Annotated in this window: 14 protein-coding genes and 1 pseudogene; 5 read left to right on the top strand and 10 right to left on the bottom strand. The window is 39.1% G+C overall.

Annotated features, from left to right (window positions below):
• Nucleotides 1-43: 43 nt before the first annotated feature.
• The 3 genes from LDX58_RS02700 to gltB all read right to left on the bottom strand — a co-directional run bounded on the left by LDX58_RS02700 (nucleotide 44) and on the right by gltB (nucleotide 7,741).
• Nucleotides 44-1,423 (bottom strand): Glu/Leu/Phe/Val family dehydrogenase, encoded by a 1,380-nt coding sequence (locus tag LDX58_RS02700; RefSeq protein ID WP_227935302.1) that lies wholly within the window; start codon nucleotides 1,421-1,423, stop codon nucleotides 44-46.
• Nucleotides 1,424-1,658: 235 nt separating this feature from the next.
• Nucleotides 1,659-3,143 (bottom strand): glutamate synthase subunit beta, encoded by a 1,485-nt coding sequence (locus tag LDX58_RS02695; RefSeq protein WP_227935301.1) that lies wholly within the window; start codon nucleotides 3,141-3,143, stop codon nucleotides 1,659-1,661.
• Between the two features lie 5 nt (nucleotides 3,144-3,148).
• The gene (gene gltB / locus LDX58_RS02690) at nucleotides 3,149-7,741 is read right to left on the bottom strand and encodes a glutamate synthase large subunit (RefSeq protein WP_227935300.1); all 4,593 of its coding nucleotides are present in this window, start codon (nucleotides 7,739-7,741) and stop codon (nucleotides 3,149-3,151) included.
• A 312-nt stretch (nucleotides 7,742-8,053) separates the two neighbouring features.
• On the opposite strand from gltB, the gene LDX58_RS02685 reads away from it, so the two are divergent.
• Nucleotides 8,054-8,269, top strand: coding sequence for a hypothetical protein (locus LDX58_RS02685; protein WP_227935299.1), 216 nt, complete (start codon nucleotides 8,054-8,056; stop codon nucleotides 8,267-8,269).
• A gap of 65 nt (nucleotides 8,270-8,334) precedes the next feature.
• Here LDX58_RS02685 and LDX58_RS02680 read toward each other — a convergent pair whose 3' ends face one another.
• Together LDX58_RS02680 and LDX58_RS02675 are read right to left on the bottom strand one after the other, a co-directional pair.
• On the bottom strand, nucleotides 8,335-8,688 hold the full coding sequence (locus LDX58_RS02680; protein WP_227935298.1) for a SpoIIAA family protein: 354 nt from the start codon (nucleotides 8,686-8,688) through the stop codon (nucleotides 8,335-8,337).
• Nucleotides 8,689-8,739: 51 nt separating this feature from the next.
• Entirely contained in the window at nucleotides 8,740-9,162 is a 423-nt protein-coding gene (locus LDX58_RS02675) for a ferritin-like domain-containing protein (protein ID WP_372459079.1), read from the bottom strand.
• Nucleotides 9,163-9,391: 229 nt separating this feature from the next.
• On the opposite strand from LDX58_RS02675, the gene LDX58_RS02670 reads away from it, so the two are divergent.
• Entirely contained in the window at nucleotides 9,392-9,472 is an 81-nt protein-coding gene (locus LDX58_RS02670) for a YjcZ family sporulation protein (protein ID WP_227935484.1), read from the top strand.
• A 152-nt stretch (nucleotides 9,473-9,624) separates the two neighbouring features.
• Here LDX58_RS02670 and LDX58_RS02665 read toward each other — a convergent pair whose 3' ends face one another.
• Together LDX58_RS02665 and LDX58_RS02660 are read right to left on the bottom strand one after the other, a co-directional pair.
• A complete protein-coding gene (locus LDX58_RS02665; protein ID WP_227935483.1) occupies nucleotides 9,625-9,927 on the bottom strand; it encodes an aromatic acid exporter family protein in 303 nt (100 codons plus the stop codon).
• 229 nt (nucleotides 9,928-10,156) lie between these two features.
• A complete protein-coding gene (locus LDX58_RS02660; RefSeq protein ID WP_227935296.1) occupies nucleotides 10,157-11,641 on the bottom strand; it encodes a nicotinate phosphoribosyltransferase in 1,485 nt (494 codons plus the stop codon).
• A gap of 150 nt (nucleotides 11,642-11,791) precedes the next feature.
• Here LDX58_RS02660 and ybaK point away from each other — a divergent pair, with 150 nt between their 5' ends.
• Nucleotides 11,792-12,271, top strand: a complete 480-nt coding sequence (gene ybaK, locus LDX58_RS02655) for a Cys-tRNA(Pro) deacylase (RefSeq protein WP_227935295.1) — start codon at nucleotides 11,792-11,794, stop codon at nucleotides 12,269-12,271.
• A 99-nt stretch (nucleotides 12,272-12,370) separates the two neighbouring features.
• On the opposite strand, the gene LDX58_RS02650 is transcribed toward ybaK, so the two are convergent.
• Both LDX58_RS02650 and LDX58_RS02645 read right to left on the bottom strand, forming a co-directional pair.
• Nucleotides 12,371-12,520 carry a hypothetical protein gene (locus LDX58_RS02650; RefSeq protein ID WP_227935294.1) on the bottom strand — a complete coding sequence of 50 codons (150 nt, stop codon included), beginning with the start codon at nucleotides 12,518-12,520 and terminating at the stop codon, nucleotides 12,371-12,373.
• Nucleotides 12,521-12,639: 119 nt separating this feature from the next.
• Nucleotides 12,640-12,969 carry a toprim domain-containing protein gene (locus LDX58_RS02645; RefSeq protein ID WP_227935293.1) on the bottom strand — a complete coding sequence of 110 codons (330 nt, stop codon included), beginning with the start codon at nucleotides 12,967-12,969 and terminating at the stop codon, nucleotides 12,640-12,642.
• Nucleotides 12,970-13,675: 706 nt separating this feature from the next.
• Between LDX58_RS02645 and LDX58_RS02640 the strand changes: the two genes are divergently transcribed.
• Nucleotides 13,676-14,806 carry an NADH-dependent flavin oxidoreductase gene (locus LDX58_RS02640; protein ID WP_227935292.1) on the top strand — a complete coding sequence of 377 codons (1,131 nt, stop codon included), beginning with the start codon at nucleotides 13,676-13,678 and terminating at the stop codon, nucleotides 14,804-14,806.
• 106 nt (nucleotides 14,807-14,912) lie between these two features.
• Nucleotides 14,913-15,588: pseudogene (locus tag LDX58_RS02635) on the top strand (NAD(P)H-dependent oxidoreductase).
• Nucleotides 15,589-16,291: 703 nt separating this feature from the next.
• Here the strand turns inward: LDX58_RS02635 and LDX58_RS02630 are convergent.
• Complete coding sequence (locus LDX58_RS02630) at nucleotides 16,292-16,492, bottom strand: cold-shock protein (RefSeq protein ID WP_060671790.1); 201 nt, start codon at nucleotides 16,490-16,492, stop codon at nucleotides 16,292-16,294.
• Nucleotides 16,493-16,880: the final 388 nt, after the last annotated feature.

The raw sequence follows: 16,880 nt of genomic DNA, 5'->3' as shown, positions 1-16,880 counted from the left end.
AAAAAATAGAGCAGTTGCTTATAGCAACTGCCCTATTCGTAGTTTAATACAACTTCCCTTGACGATACATCACCGTAACTAGCTTCATCACAGAATGAATGAAACAGTTCTGACGTAAGGAAAAAGGATCTCCAAAATACTGTGGCAAGATCGTATCCATCGTTCCTTTCATCTTTTCAACTAGCAATTTAAATACTTCTTCTTCACTATAAAATTGAGTTTCGCGACCTTGAAGCCATTCAAAATACGAAACGATGACTCCTCCTGCATTGGCAAGAATATCAGGAATGATAATGACACCTTTTTCGCTCAAGTACTGATCCGCTTCACCTGTCACTGGTGCGTTTGCACCTTCGACAATGATTCGTGCTTTAATTTGCTCCATATTGCCTTTATGAATTTGGTCTTCTAACGCCGCTAAGATTAAGACATCAACATCAAGATCTAACACTTGATCTCTATCATGGATATCGGCTTTGATGTCAAATAGAGACAATTGTTCCTCTGTTGTTGGTAGCTCGCCTTTATTTTTTGTTGTAAAGTCAATTAAAGCTTGAATATCTAAACCATCTGAATTATACAGCATTACATTTCGATCACTAACAGAAACAACTTTATTTTGTAACAGCGTGCACTGATGAGCCTCAAGAGCAGCAACCGAACCAACATTACCAAATCCTTGAACGGCAATGGACATCGGTTTATTGGCATAGCTTAGTAACGTTTGAGCAAACTTGTTATCTGTATTCGATAGAAATGTCCGTTGTTCCTTCAAGAAATCATAGAGCATATATCTAAATGTAAAGTATACTCCTTTTCCTGTCGCTTCTCTTCTCCCTAAAGACCCACCGTTAACGACGCTTTTCCCAGTGAAACTTCCTCTATATGGTTCGCCTGGGCGAATGCTTTTATATTCAGCCATCATCCAATCCATTTCACGGTCACCAGATCCCATATCAGGTGCAGGAATATCTTTGTCAGGACCTAATATATCACTAAAATAATGAACATACTTTTGACAGATTAAATTGATCTCTTTGGCTGAGTGCTCCCTCGGACTGATCACAACCCCGCCTTTCCCTCCACCGAAAGGAACTTCATGAAGGGCATTTTTCAGAGTCATTAAGGCAGCAAGGTTAACCACTTCGTCCTCGTTAACGGATTCATGAAAACGGATCCCCCCTTTATATGGTCCGAGTGTGTGATTGTGTTGAACGCGAAAAGCAGGGATTCGAACAACCTCGCCATTATCCATAGAAATTCGTAAAAAGGCTTTATGTATTTTGTTCGGTGTTGAAAGAATTGAAGCCAAAGATGCAAATGCTTGTTCTCTCGATTCACTTTGTAATTCAGGTAAAAAAGAAGAATCCTTTAATAATGCAGCTAATGATTCTTGAACAATTGTTCCGGTTTGACTTGCCATAAAAACAAAAACCTCCTATTTTTGTGGTAAAAAGAATCTATTCTAACTTTTCTCTATCATTAAAACATATACCCTTTACTCTAAAAAACAAACTAAAAGCAACAGATCCTCTTTATCCTGTTTTGAAAGCTTCACCGAAATTCAAGCCTGAACACTCATTTTCGTACACACGATCATGTGAAAAACAAAAAATAGTAGCAGGTCACTTGTTGTATTAAACAAGTGACCTGTACCCCTACGGCAATCTCGTCTCGCCCATCAAAAATCGATCACACTCTCTGGCTGCTTCTCGACCTTCATTAATCGCCCAAACAATTAAGCTTTGGCCTCGTCGCATGTCACCAGCGGCAAAGACACCTTCTAAGTTCGTTTCATATTTTCCGTACTCCGCTTTGACATTGGAGCGTCCGTCAGTTTCAACAGCAAGCTCCTTGATTAGTCCTTGCTCTGGTCCGCTAAATCCGATCGCGAGCAACACTAATTGAGCAGGCCAAACTTTTTCTGTACCTGGAATCTGCTTTCTAACTCTTTTTCCGCTTTCATCAACGGCCGTTTCCACGTTAATCGTATGAACTTCTTTGAGATGACCATTTTCATCGCCAACAAATTTGGTCGTCATGACAGCATACGCCCTTGGATCGTCTCCGAATACAGCTGTCGCTTCTTTCTGACCATACTCCACGCGGTGAATGATAGGCCACTGTGGCCAAGGGTTATCATCTTCTCGGGTATCACCTTTTTTCTCATAAATATCAAATTGCGTTAAACTCTTACACTGATGGCGAACGGAAGTAGCTAAACAATCGGTCCCAGTATCGCCTCCCCCGATCACAATGACATCTTTATCTTTGGCGGAAATATAGTTACCATCTTCTAAACCGGAGTCTAATAAGCTTTTCGTATTCGCATGCAGAAAGTCCATCGCATAATGAATTCCTTTTAACTCTCTGCCTTCAACTTCCAAATCACGATGTTTCTCTGCACCACCGCAAAGAACGATTGAATCAAATTCAGACTGAAGGCCAGAAACGGGATAATCCTTTCCGACTTCCGTATTCGTCACAAACGTAATTCCTTCTTCTTTCAAGAGATTTACACGACGCTCGACTACCGAATAGGGAAGCTTCATCTCAGGTATACCGTATGTCAGAAGCCCACCAACGCGGTCATGGCGCTCAAACACTGTGACATTGTGTCCTGCTTTATTCAGCTGAGCAGCACAAGCAAGGCCGGCGGGTCCAGACCCGATCACCGCCACCTTTTTATCGGTTCTCACTTCTGGAGGTTGAGGCTTCACCCAGCCTTCCTTAAATCCTTTTTCAATAATTTCAAGTTCGATCGACCTAATTGCTACGGGTGGTTCATTAATCCCGAGCACACAGGCACCTTCACAAGGAGCCGGGCAAGCCATCCCGGTAAACTCAGGAAAGTTATTCATCTTATGCTCTCGTTTTAAAGCCTCTTCCCATTGACCTTGATACGCTAAATCATTCCATTCGGGAATTAAGTGGTGGACAGGACAACCAGAAGTCATCCCGTTAAGCATTGTTCCTGTATGGCACGTTGGAATTCCACAATCCATACAACGAGCTCCCTGCTGCTGAAGCTCTTTTTCATCTAATGGTAATGTATAATTATCCCAATCCTTTACTCGTTCAGCGGGGTCACGTTCAGGACGCGTTCGACGTCTGAAATCAATAAAGCCAGTTGGTTTTCCCATTGTCGTCACCCTCCATCCTTCATTGCATTGACAACTTTTCTACTGTCTTCAAATGCCGCAAGGGCTGCCTTATGTTTTTCTAACCCACTTGCTGCGTAGTATTTGATTCTCTCTTGCATTTCTAAGTAATCTTTTGGAATCACGCGAACTAATTTGGTTTTCAGATCACCCCAGTTTTCGAGGACTCGTTTCCCGGAGCGACTGTCCGTGTACTGTACATGTTTTTCAATCATGCCATAAACTGTTTTCAGTTCTTCTTCATCCTCAATTGCTCCTAGTAAAACCTGACCCAGATTACATTTCGTATGAAAGCGATCGGACTCATCTAGCACATAGGCCACTCCACCAGACATACCAGCAGCGAAGTTTTTCCCGGTACTCCCTAGGACGACGACCCTTCCACCTGTCATGTATTCACAGCCATGGTCGCCAACCCCTTCTACAACGACATTAGCACCACTATTTCGAACACAAAACCGTTCTCCGGCAATCCCGTTAATATAGGCTTCTCCTGCCGTTGCTCCGTAAAAAGCAACATTTCCGATAATAATGTTTTCCTCTGGAATAAATGTACTTCTCCGGGAAGGATGAACGATTATTTTCCCTCCTGATAAACCTTTTCCGATAAAGTCGTTTGCATCTCCAATTAATCTCATCGTCAATCCTGGTGTAATAAAGGCACCAAAGCTTTGCCCAGCCGAGCCTTTAAACGTTAGCTGAATTAAATCTTCTGGTAACCCTTTTGCCCCGTATCGCTTCGTGATTTCACTTCCGAGAATCGTTCCTGCTACACGGTTAATATTGCGAATCGATAATGTCGCTTCCAACGGCTCCTGATTTTCAAGCGCTTCTTTACATAATGGAACTAGTTCTTGCATGTCTAATGTTTTATCAAGTCCATGAACTTGTTCAACGGTTGCATAACGACTCACGCTCTTTGGTACATCCGGTTGATAAAGCAGTTCCGATAAATCAATTCCTTTCGTCTTCCAATGAGTAATTGCTTGGTTCGCTTCTAGTACATCGGTTCTACCAACCATTTCATTAATCGTGCGGAATCCGAGTTCTGCCATAAGCTCTCTTACTTCGGTTGCGATAAAACGCATAAAGTTCGCGACATGCTCCGCTTGACCAGGGAACTTTTTCCGAAGCTCAGGATTTTGCGTTGCCACTCCTACTGGACAGGTGTCAAGGTGACAAACCCTCATTAAAATACAGCCTAGTACAACTAACGGAGCTGTTGAAAATCCATATTCCTCTGCTCCGAGCAAGGTCGCAATAATCACGTCTCGACCTGTCATCATCTTTCCATCCGTCTCAACGACAATTCGATCGCGCAACCGATTTAAAAGCAAGGTTTGATGTGTTTCCGCTAGCCCAATTTCCCATGGCAATCCTGCATGCTTTAAGCTCGTTCTTGGCGCAGCGCCTGTTCCACCATCATAACCACTGATTAAAACAAGGTCGGCTCTGCCTTTTGCTACACCAGCCGCAATCGTTCCAACTCCTACTTCTGAAACAAGCTTCACGCTGATTCTAGCTGCTGGATTGGCGTTCTTCAGATTGTGAATCAACTCAGCTAAGTCTTCAATGGAATAAATATCGTGATGAGGAGGTGGTGAAATTAAGCCAACACCAGGTGTCGAGCCTCTCACTTCTGCAATCCACGGATACACTTTCTTCCCAGGGAGATGTCCGCCTTCTCCTGGTTTTGCACCTTGTGCGACTTTAATCTGAATTTCATCAGCGTTGACTAGATAATGACTGTTTACACCAAATCGTCCCGAAGCTACTTGCTTAATTGCACTTCGTCGTAAATCTCCATTTTCATCAGGTGTAAATCGATTAGGATCTTCTCCTCCTTCACCAGAGTTACTTCTCCCACCAATACGGTTCATCGCAATTGCAAGGGCTTCGTGGGCTTCGCTACTAATCGAACCGTATGACATCGCTCCAGTTTTAAATCTTTTACATATCGACTCAATCGATTCGACTTCATCTAATGGAACCGGTTCTCTTTTCTTAAAAGAAAGCAAGCCGCGAATCGACTGTAAATTATGATCGGTATTTGTTAGTAAGTTTGAATACTCTTTGAAGAGCTTGTAATTATTCGAGCGACACGCTTGTTGCAACAAATGAATCGTTTTGGGATTATACTGATGATCTTCTCCATTTTGGCGCCACTGAAAATCATCACCCGATTCTAATGAATCCTCAGAACCTCTAGCATCAACAAATGCTCGTTTATGCCTTAAGATCACTTCCTCGGCGATAATATCTAAACCAATTCCACCTATCCGTGACGCGGTTCCTGTAAAATATTGATTGATGACATTTTTATTAATTCCAATTGCTTCAAAAATTTGAGCACCGCGGTAGCTTTGAATCGTTGAAATGCCCATTTTCGATAGTACTTTTACAATGCCGTCTGTTGCCGCCTTAATATAAACTTCGACAGCTTTCTCCCAATCAATATCACGTAGGTCTCCATTTTCAATTAAACCTTGTAAAGTTTCAAGCGCTAAATATGGGTTAATTGCTTCCGCTCCAAATCCAAGTAATGCTGCGAAATGATGCACTTCTCTCGGCTCAGCTGATTCAACAAGTATGCTGACCTTCGCACGAGTTCCTTGGCGAATCAGATGGTGATGCAAACCGGAAACGGCGAGTAAAGTTGGTACAGCAGCCGACTTTCTATTTACTCCTCGGTCTGATAAAACAAGCAAAGATACTCCTTTTTCAATCGCCTCGTCTACTTTGGCAAAAAGTTCACCCAAGACGGCTGCCAAATCAGGAGTTTTGTTCACTGAAAAAAGTAATGAAAATGTCTCGCTCTTAAAGTTCGACTGATATAATTTCCCTAACTGATCATTGCTTAAAATCGGTGTTGCAATCTGAATTTGCTGACAGCTTTCAGGTTCTGGGTTGAGTAAGTTCTTCTCAGGACCGATTGTTGTTTGAATGGAAGTCACGACTTTCTCGCGAATTGCATCAATTGGCGGGTTCGTGACCTGGGCAAACAGCTGCTTGAAATAATTATACAAAAGCTGCGGCCTCTTTGATAAAACGGCAAGTGGGGAATCGTATCCCATCGAGCCAACAGGGTCTTGCTTATCGGTGACCATCGGCTTCATGATTTTATTTAACTCTTCGTTCGTATAGCCAAAGGCAAGCTGCTGTTTCATCCGTTCTTCTGCATGAAGCGGTTCGGTTCGCTCTTTTGTTTCCGGCAACTGATCTAAGTGGAGCAAATGGTCTGATAACCACTTTTGATACGGCTTTTCTTTGGCGATCTGCTGTTTAATTTCCTCATCAGGAATGATTTTCCCCTTTTCTAAATCAACAAGGAGCATCTTTCCTGGATGAAGTCTTTCTTTGTATTCAATATCTTCAGCAAAAATCTCTAACGCGCCAACTTCAGAACCTAAAACGATCATGCCATCTTTCGTCACATAGTATCTTGCAGGTCTAAGGCCATTTCGATCGAGGGTTGCCCCTATTTGTTTTCCATCCGTAAACACCACTGCAGCCGGACCATCCCACGGCTCCATTAAACAACTGTGGTATTCATAAAAAGCTCTTTTTTCCTCATCCATTGTTTCGTCATTCACCCATGGTTCAGGAATCATCATCATCGCGGTATGAGCAAGCGATCGTCCTGAAAGATGAAGAAATTCAAAACAATTATCAAACATCGACGAATCACTGCCATCGGTGTCAATTACCGGAAATAGTTTGTCTTGATCTTCCTCTTGAAACAGCTCCGACTTACAAAGAGCCTCACGCGCCTGCATCCATTTCACATTTCCTTTGATCGTGTTAAATTCGCCATTATGTATCGTATATCGGTTTGGATGAGACCTCTCCCAGCTAGGAAACGTATTCGTACTAAAACGTGAGTGCACGAGAGCCAATGCCGATTTAAAATAACGATTGTTTAGATCAAGAAAAAAGGAATCGAGCTGTTCCGGAATTAACATGCCTTTATACACGATGATTCTTGTCGATAAACTACAAATATAAAGACCTTCTTGATGTTTCTTATCTGCTGCCTGCGTCTCTTTTTCCAAACGTTTGCGGATCATATATAATTTTCTTTCAAACTCTTCTTGGTCTGTTATCACACTAGAAGGAGCAATAAACATTTGGCGAATAAAAGGTTTTGATTTCTTTGCCATATCCCCAACAAATGAATCATTCGTTGGCACCGTTCGCCAACCAAGAAAGACTTGCCCCTCATCTTCAATGATCGATTGGACTAGTTTTTGCATTTTTTTCCTCGTTTCAGGGTCTTGAGGCAAAAAAACCATTCCAATTCCATATCCCCCTTCTTCAGGGAGAGTAATATTGTCTTTATCGCATTGTTTTTCAAAAAAAGCATGGGGAATTTGTGTCAAAATTCCAGCTCCATCCCCCGTACTTGTATCAGCTGATTGTCCACCCCGATGCTCTAAATTACATAAAATTGTGATCGCATTTTCAACAATGTCATGTGACTTTTCCCCATTAATATTAGCCACCATTCCAATTCCGCAAGCTTCATGCTCATAGTCAGGACGATACAAGCCTTGTGCAACCGGATATCTATGCTTATTCATGACAACATCCCCTCTTTTAAAATTAAGTTCATGTTCGAGGCCTCTCACCAACACGAGAAAAGAAATTCTTTTTCCTAAGGATTAAAAACATGCCTTTACTAATAGTTTCTACATCAACTTTCCATTTAATACAAACTTTAGCTTTTGATTAGACAATAACAAAGAAGTTATTGTTTCAAAGTAGCTTTACTACATTTGATAATTGTGTAAATGAAGCAGCAAATAAAATTGCGAAAAATCATAACATATATTCCTAAAGAAGAGGAAAAGTAATTTTATTCGGTATGCGATAATCAAAAGGAGGTGTTTATTTTGAAAAAAACTTGGTCAGTGTTATTAGGTAAAGAAATTGTTGAAGAATACCAAATCCCTTTTAAAGGGATTATTGTAGAGTCTGAAGAAAAGCCTAACGAAAATGAAATTAATGCTCATTTGAAGGAACATTATTTTCCTGAAAAAGAAGATATTTTTTATGAGTTAATAACAGATATCTCTGAGATTAATATGAATCATTCTGCTCAACAATAACCAATTTGATTATAAAAAAGCCAAGCGAACGCTTGGCTTTTTTATCTTTGTATAGTAACTGCTCTCTAACGCTCAAACCAATCTAAGGCTTTTTCTCTTTCACCAAAATCAAAGTGGTGTACTTGAACACCAGGAATATATTCACTGATTTTGGCGCTTAACTCAATCCACTTTTTGTCACTGAAAACAGCGATTTTATGAAACTCTTCCCAATGCCTTGCACTAAATTTCAAATCTTCAATCAATCCCTTTACTGAGTAATCCGTTTCATGGACAGCCAATAAAAGATTTGTCTTTTCATGTTTCTCTTTCTTCTCTTTAAAATCCTTTTCGAAGTCTTCAATCTCTTTTTTGGTTATTTTTCCATTCACGACAACTTCAATTACGGTTTCTAAATTGTTCGGTTTTATTGCAATCATCAATAGAACCTCCCTTTTTAAAATCTAATTCTTTTTTAGCAAACTACCACTCTAGTTAAAATGTGCATCCGTGAGGATACGATCTAACTCTTCCATATGATGAGTCTCATCGGCAATCATATCTTCAAGCTTTACAACTAGTTCCGTTTGACCTAATGCCTCAGCTTGCTGCTTACGCATTTCATAACGATCAATTGTATCTTTCTCTGCTTTTCTCGCTGTTTCAAGCATTTCTTGTACGGTATCAGGCTGCTCCAACTCAGCTGGTTTCATTGTTGGCGTACCACCAAGAACCTTGATTTTTTCGGCTAAGTAAAGAGCATGTCCTTGTTCATCTGAAATTTCGCTTTCAAAGAAGGGTTTTAATGTTTGTCTATATAGACCAGACACGACTGCAGCATGATTGGTGTACATAATACTTGCAGCATACTCATTCGCTAGGTCCTCATTTAGTCCTTCAATTAACTCGCTCATTTTGTTATCCACTAAAATCATCCTTTCGAATAAATAATTTGTCTCTACTAAATGTGTACCCGGTTCTCAATCGAATAAACATATAACATTCATAAAGGGCATTTACCGTATAAAAAAAGACCAGTCTCTTATCTTAAACTCCTGCTTATTTTCTCCCACACCTCACAATTTCTCCTCATAAGGTTATTTGTGTAGCGCTAAAAGGAGGAATTGTTCATAAGGGACGTTATTGGAGGTTGAAAGTAGCTTTACATTAATCATTGTGTTGTTTATCCTGCTTGTTTTTATAGGGTTAGCGTATACATTCTAATAGAAATCAAGAAAAGGAAAGGGAATTGGGTCCCCTTGCCTTTGTTTATCTCTTTTTTAGTTGCCTCAAAAATCACTTGTACTCCAACGTTTTCACTGTAAACTATTGCTATTTTCACTACATAGCCCCATAGTTTCAACTTTTCGAAATGGCTAGCTAGTACCCTTTCGTATTAATAATGACATGTATTGAAAAGTTGAATGTATATGTTCAAGGTAGCTTCTCTGATATTTTGGTGGCAAAATCATAAGGTTAACAAATATAGCAGAGCCAGTACCGACAAGGATAATCAAAAAGCGATTTAAGGTAAATAAAAGATCTTCATTTCCCGGGGCACTCATGATAGCTAACACTGTAATGAGCGTTAATGGGATCGTACTTTCCATTTTCATTTTCAAACTCAGTGAAATCACGATCATGATTACGATTCCTACCATATTGAACAAGTGGGAAATACAGATAGCCTTAGTAAGCGTAATTACGGAAAGATCAAATAAACTATCAGCCAGTCAATCATAATTCTATCATTGAAGTTGAAAATAACCTTGGTCTTCTATCTTTATCCTCGCAATCGATTCAAAGCATTATATTAAAATGAGATCGGTGCCAGATCCCTGACGCATTGTGGGATCTGGCACCGACTTTTGAATCAGGTATAGAATAGGTTACTTATTCTTAACATCTCTATATCCTGGTCCCGCCTTTAACCTTTGACTTTATCTCTTGTATAATCGTCATCTTGTTATCCCAGCATTTTTGACTTAGATCAACTGGGTACTCTTCAGGGTTTAATGTACGTTGGTACTCTCCCCAAAGAAGATTGAAATTTTCAGAGACGAATTTCTGGATCTTAAAAATATCAGGATTTTCATAAACAAGTTCTCCGTTTAGGAAAATATCTACATGGAGGTCTCGCGCTTCAAAATCAGTAACAAATTTGCTAATAAAGGTATGGGTTGGGTGAAACATTTTTAGCCGTTCTTCTTTTTGTGGTTCTTCATCTTGAAGAGCAATATAGTCACCTTCTGATTTATGGTTAAGGGTATTCACAATTCTGTACAGTTTTTTCATTCCTGGTGTTGTGACTTTTTCTGGATTCGAGGATATTTTAATTGTATCCACCATTTCCCCATTTTCATTTTCAATCGCGACAATTTTATAAACAGCTCCGAGTGCCGGCTGATCATAAGCCGTAATAAGTCTTGTCCCAATTCCCCAGACATCAATTTTTGCGTCTTGCGCTTTTAAACTAAGAATTGTTTGTTCATCTAAGTCACTTGAAGCGACAATCAGAGTGGAATGAAATCCAGCTTGATCGAGCATTTCTCTCGTTTTTTTGGACAAATAGGCCATATCACCACCATCTAATCTGATCCCTGTAAAATCAATCTGCCCTTCAAACTCTTTTGCTACTTCAATAGCAGCGGGGACCCCTGAACGCAAAACATCATATGTATCAACAAGAGGAATAAATACTTTATTTTTCCGCCTCGCGCAACTCTCAGCGTATTTTTTCATTCCCACGTAATCACTTTTATACACTTGAATCATCGAATGTGCATGTGTACCTGAAACAGGAATCCCAAATTTCTTTCCCGCACGCACGTTACTCGTTGAATCAAATCCTGCAATGAAGGCCGCCCTCGTCCCCCAGACGGCCGCATCCATTTCTTGTGCTCGTCTCGTTCCAAATTCCATCGCTTTTTCACTGCCTATGACCTGTTTGATTCTTGAAGCTTTTGTCGCAATTAATGTTTGATAGTTAATGATGTTTAACAGCGCTGTTTCAATCAATTGAGCCTCAGCAAGGGTTGATTCCACTTGCAGAATTGGTTCATTGCCAAAGACTAGCTCCCCTTCTTTCATTGAACGAATTGATCCTGTGAATCTAATGGTTTTTAAGTAATCTAAGAACTCCTCTTCATATCCAACCGCATCACGCAAATAATCAATATCACTCTTTGTGAAACGGAATTCTTTCACATATTCAATTACACGTTCCAACCCTGCAAATACACCGTAACCGTTCCCAAATGGCATCTTTCTGAAGTACAATTCAAACACAGCTTTGCGATTATGTATATTGTCGTGCCAATACGTTTCCATCATATTTATTTGGTAAGCATCTGTATGTAGAGCCAAACCGTCATCCTCGAACACATTACTCATTTAAAGACCTCCTATTAATCAACTACTATAAGTATCTCCGTAATTGTATAATCTAAAAAGAATGCTTATTCACCTTATTATAATGAATTTTTTGTCAGCTAAACAACTAATACAGCTGATTACAATTAAAAACAATGCAAGGAGAATGAAATGAAAAAAGGAAAAACAAATGCAATGCGAATATTGGAAAAAGAAAAAGTAGAATACGAAATGTTATCCTACCGTGCAGAAGATGGCAAAATTGATGGGATATCCGTTGCTAAGAAAATTGACAAAGAGGTCGCGATCGTTTTTAAAACATTAGTCGCTCAAGGTTCAAGCAAGGCCTATTTTGTTTTTGTTGTTCCCGTGGAAGCTGAGCTTGACTTGAAGAAAGCAGCGAAAGCAGTTGGCGAAAAGAAAATTGAGATGATACCAGTAAAGGATATTACGAAAGTTTCCGGTTATGTGCGTGGTGGCTGTTCTCCAATCGGGATGAAAAAATTGTTTCCTACTTATATTGATCAAACGGCTGAGCAACTTGAAACGATTATTGTCAGTGGAGGGCTGATTGGTATGCAGATTGAATTAAAGGTGGCCGATTTAATCATGATCACAAACGCACAGTTTGCTAATTTATTGAAGGATTAATAAATTTTAGTTTTTGTAAGCTAAACTTTTAAGCCCACTTACTTATTTGTATAAAAAAGCCACCCTTATCTTATATAAGGATGGCTTGAGTCGGTATAATCACACATCAGACGAATCGTCATAATCATAACGAAATCCGTCATTCTGTGCTGTTTTTTCATTATCACTTTGATCTTGATGATCAGCTGTTGCTTGTATTTGTTGGTCAGATGTCGTTTGCATCTTTTGTTGTTCTTGATCCTTTTTCATAGTAGGCCCTCCTAGTTAGGATTTCTACTAGTAGTATGGTTTATTGTCTTTTCTTTTATCCTCAAAGATGAAACCTCGATCTTCTTTAGGTCTTAACTAATCTTAATGATGGTTTAACATTAGAATATTTCTTTTACTTCAAAATGCGCTCTTAATATTTGAGTTAGATAATGAAAAGGTGTTGTCTCGACCTGTCCATATTCCTTTTGAGTGTATAAGTGAGTGGCGTTTGGCAATTCCCTTCTCAACTGTTTTCTCAAGCTTTCTCCTGCATCATCAGCATCTACAAGGATAAATACATCCATGTCCTCAATAGGAAAAATCAACGTCTCTAGCTTTTCTTGACTTAATGTTCCGTTCGTACAAACGACTTCGACTTCTTCAGCCAAGACTTGCCGTATACGTTTTCGGTCACTTCTGCCTTCTACAATCAACACTTTGTCTTCCATGTTATCAGTCCTTTACTGTCTGTTAACTTATTCTATAATTTATATTCATCGGTTCCCACTTAAATAACAATCTAGATTTATTAATTGTAAGTCATAAGCATCCTGTGAAGAAATCATACATTTGTAACGATTTTCCTTTATAGATAATTGGTTACTCTCTATTTATTGACCATCCCTTAGAACCAACTATCTAAATAGAGATCGCACTCAATCGATTAGAATAGCGAAAAAAAACCTCCCACAATTCTCATCTTGGGAGGTCCGAATTTTTGATTTAATAATAATATCCTTGGTTCATCATCTGTTTCACTCGTTCTTGCTGATGTTCACATAAGTTTACATATAGCTTCGATAAGAAATTTCTCATAATAAATTCCTTCTTTCGATTTAGTGTATTCTTATTATGATCGACCCACCAATTTTTTACAAAAGTTGTAAAAACCGATGGAAACGAAAACTTCGTGATGAAAACGGAGAACATCATTGTTTATCTCGCTCAATCATAGATATACTCACTTTTCTACTAAGAATGACTTAGCTTCCTCAGATTTACCCCATTTTTTCAAAAATTACTTTATTAGACCCGTACGCTCAAGCAAGTTATTTGACTGCAAGAATAAGGAAAGCATACTATAACACTTGCACGAACATCTTCAGTCTCTTCAAAGTAAATTTTGAAGAGACTGACAACAGGAGGAACAGAAAAATGGATTTAACATACAGTAACTTGTTTAAAACCATTGATTTGAGAAAAGGTCTTCAACTGAAAAACCGTGTTGTTATGGCACCTATGACTAACTTTTCTTCAAATCCAGATGGTACTGTTTCAGAGGATGAGGTGAATTATTATATACGTCGTTCCAAAGGAGTCGGCATGGTGATCACGGCCTGTACAAATGTGACTGCAAATGGAAAGGGGTTCCCAGGCGAATTTGCGGGAGACCGTGATGAGATGATTCCGAGTCTTCGCAAACTAGCCACAGCCATCAAAGAACAAGGTGCAAAAGCTATCTTGCAAATTTTCCATGGTGGTCGTATGTGTCCACCAGATTTAGTGCCTGATGGCAATATTGTTAGCGCATCTGCAGTTGCTGCTGATCAAGGTGAATCAACAGGACCTGTACCAAGAGCCTTAAATGAAGAAGAAATCAATTATATGATCCATGCTTTTGGTGAAACGACCCGACGTGCGATTGAAGCTGGATTTGATGGTATCGAAATTCACGGAGCAAATGGCTATTTAATTCAACAATTCTTTTCACCACATTCTAACCGCCGCGAAGATCGCTTTGGTGGGAGTTTAGAAAAGCGTATGACTTTTCCGATAGCCGTTGTTGATGAAGTGGTACGAGTGGTAAACGATCATGCCAAAAATCCCTTTATTATTGGCTATCGCTTCTCACCAGAAGAACCTTCAACACCTGGGATTACGATGGATGACACACTTGAATTAATCCATGCTTTAGCTGACAAGGAACTTGATTATCTTCATATCTCATTAATGGAATTTGATTCATCTTCAAGAAGAGGGGGGGATGATACTCGTTCACGTTTAGAATTAGTGCTAGATAAAGTACAGGATCGCGTTCCTGTGATTGGAGTCGGTTCAATCCAGACAGCAGAAGATGCCCTAAAGGCTATGAAAACAGGTGTGCCTTTAATTGCGCTCGGTAGACAACTCATTATTGACCCAGATTGGGTTGCAAAGGTAAAGGAAGGCCGTGAATCAGAAATTGAAACAAAGCTGGATTTACAAGGACAAGATCGACTTATTGTACCAGACCCACTTTGGAATAAAATTGTTACTTCACCAGGTTGGTTTCCAGGAGTTGAGTAAAAAGCCGTCACGGAGACTGTTACAATGAGAGAAGCATTTAAGTTCCACAATTATCCACTGTTAACCTATCAATCCTCAAACGTTCAAGAAACGGGGCGAATTACATATGACTAACACAACTATAAAGAAACATATCCTAGATGCACTGCGTTTTAGACATACTACAAAGGAATTTGATCCTTCAAAGAAAATATCCGATGAGGATTTTAACTTTATTTTAGAAGCAGGAAGATTATCTCCAAGCTCGGTGGGCTATGAACCTTGGAAGTTTCTTATAGTTCAAAACCATGAACTTAGAGACAAACTGAAAGAAGTTTCCTGGGGGGCTAAAGGGTCAGCTCCCAACAGCAAGCCATTTTGTCGTAATTCTTGCACGAACCATCAAAGACACAAAATATGACTCCGATTACGTAAAGAATCAAATGCTAAGCGTGAAAAAATTCCCACCAGAGCTCTTTGATCAGATCAAAGAGCGCTACAAGACCTTCCAAGAAAAAGATCTTAAACTTTTGGAAAATGAGCGTACGATGTTGGATTGGGCAGGAAAACAAACCTATATTGCATTATCTAACATGATGACAGCAGCAGCTGTAATCGGCGTTGACTCCTGTCCAATTGAAGGTTTTAGTTTTGAAAAAGTGCAGAAAGTGTTAGAAGAAGAAAATTTACTCGAAGATGGGCATTTAGCCATTTCGGTCATGGCCGCATTCGGCTATCGTGCAAACGAACCCCGTCCTAAAACTAGAAAAGATATGAAGGACATTGTTCAGTGGATTGAATGACTCTGCGTTTTTCTTAAGAAACCCTAATAAGAATTTCTTATTAAATGCAAGGCCGTATGTTCAGTATTAAAGTCACCCTAAAGAGACTAAGTAGTTCTGGTAATGTGGAGAAAAAGTAAAAGAACAGTATAAATAACGAGTGAAATAACAAAACAATTAGCACACAAAAGCGCTTGGATTATTATTCTAATCCAAGCAAAAGATGAATGAAAAAGTCCTCTCTGACTATTAAATCATCCTTTTTTAGTTATCAAATAAAAACTTAGTTTTTAAATTTATTTAGGTATTCTCGACCTAATGTGTTATGCTGTGTCTAACCTTTTTACCACTTGTTTATAGGTTGTCTTCAAGACTGGCTAAACTTGTCTGATCCAAGACCTTTATATAGAGGCTTTTGACTTCAAAATCCTTGTATAGCTAGGTTTTAAAATCGAGCAAGAATGCGTCAGTCTTTTTTCGTCTATTTTTAGATAAGAAAAACGGCGCTAGCAAAGTCTTCTTAGAAGCAATGAGCGCAATCGCTGCTTTCTTTTAAGCTAAACGACAAGTGAAGTTCTTGTTGTTCGACGCGCAGCCTGTTGAACCATTGCCACCTATGAATTGACTTTCATGCTTGAAACCCATCTGTACCCGTATCCACTCTAATTTTATACGTTCTTATTTTCCAAAAAAAAAAGGACTCTATAATAGAGTCCTTTTCTAATTATGCTTTGTTAACGTTAGTAGCTTGAAGTCCACGTTGACCTTGTTCAGTGTCAAATGTAACTTTTTGGCCTTCGTCTAAAGATTTGAAACCTTCGCCTTGGATAGCTGAGAAATGTACGAATACATCTTCTCCTCCTTCGATTTCAATGAAACCAAATCCTTTTTCTGCGTTAAACCATTTTACTGTACCTTCTTGCATGTGTGTTTCCTCCTAAGTGAATTTTAAAATTCACATTTTATTACTATAGTTGCTCAATTAGATATCAAAGGCGAAAAGTTCAAATACTTTTTCTTCAATTACAGATGAACAAAAATAATTCTTCCTTAGAATAACAGATAAAATTAGTAAAAGCAAGTCTTACTTCATTTTTTATTTTCTTCGTCTATTTCCTTCCTCCACTTACATACCAAAGCAGCCAATTCAGATCTCAACTATTTATTGAAGTTATAGAGCTAGATCTTTAATATATCAGTTTAATTTCAAATTTTTCAATCTAAATACTCGATCTATCCATCTATATTAACTTTAAACTGCTAACTAAAATCATTGCTTGTCAATCCCTCCTCCAACTCTCTTGTAATTAATC

Origin of the sequence: Alkalihalobacillus deserti (genome assembly GCF_020734105.1) — a bacterium.
Taxonomy (GTDB): Bacteria; Bacillota; Bacilli; order Bacillales; family Bacillaceae_D; genus Halalkalibacter; species Halalkalibacter deserti.
The sequence above is the reverse complement of the archived record's forward strand: the minus strand, read 5'-3'. Positions and strand labels throughout refer to the sequence as shown.